The organism is Microbacterium sp. Bi128 (assembly GCF_918698205.1).
Window position 1 is genome coordinate 1 of sequence record NZ_CAKKMM010001596.1, and the last position, 1101, is coordinate 1101.

Annotated in this window: 1 protein-coding gene; it reads left to right on the plus strand. The window is 62.3% G+C overall.

Annotated elements, in window-relative coordinates:
* Window positions 1–176: 176 nt before the first annotated feature.
* Window positions 177–1101: sugar ABC transporter permease (locus LQV45_RS34810; RefSeq protein ID WP_230012501.1), on the plus strand; the 925-nt coding region annotated here is incomplete at its 3' end.

Consider the following 1101-nt stretch of genomic DNA (forward strand, 5'->3'; position numbering starts at 1 on the left):
TGGGCCTCTCGGACCGGATCTACACGATTTTCGAAGGCGCCATCACCGGCGTGCTGAACAAGGACGAAGCCAGCCAGGAAAGCCTCATGAAACTCATGACGTCCGCCCGCAAGACCGCTTGACCCTTTGGGACAAACCAGAACAATCCGAACACCCCGGACACAAGGACTGAAACAATGAACGCGCTCAAGAAGCTCTTTGGCGGCAACACCCGCCAATTCGGCATGATCTTCGCCCTGGTTGCGCTGATCGTGTTCTTCGAGATTTTCACGGAGGGCCGCACGCTCACATCGGGCAACGTCATCAACCTCTTCAACGGCAACTCCTACATCCTGATCCTCGCCATCGGCATGGTGCTGGTCATCATCGCCGGGCACATCGACCTCTCGGTCGGTTCCGTCGCGGCCTTCGTGGGTGTCTGCGTGTCACTCTTCATCCGCGACTGGGGCCTGCCCTGGTACATCGGCGTCCTGATGGGGCTGGGACTCGGCGTCCTGATCGGGGCCTGGCAGGGATTCTGGGTGGCCTACGTCGGCATTCCCGCGTTCATCGTGACGCTGTCCGGCATGCTGATCTTCCGCGGCGCCAACCAGTTCGTCGGCAAGTCGAACACCATCCCGGTCCCGGCGGATTTCCAGTACATCGGCTCCGGCTACCTGGCCGAGTTCGGCCCGAAGACCGGCTACAACAACCCCACCATGCTGATCGGCCTGCTCGCCGTAGCGTTCGTAATCTTCAGCGAGATCCGGTCCCGCCGCAACGCCAAGAAGCTCGGCGCCGAGGTCCCTGAAGCCTGGGTCATGGTCCTCAAACTGGTGCTGGTCTGCGGCGCCATCCTCTACGCGACGTACCTCTTCGCCACCGGCCGTCCGGGCACGTCCTTCCCGGTTCCGGGCCTGATCCTCGCCGTCCTCATCATCGTCTACGGCTTCATCTCCTCCAAGACCGTCATCGGCCGCCATATCTACGCGGTCGGCGGCAACCGCCACGCTGCGGAGCTCTCCGGCGTCCAGTCCAAGAAGGTCAACTTCCTGGTCATGATGAACATGTCCTTCCTGGCCGGCCTCGCCGGCATGATCTTCGTCGGCCGCTCCACCGCCT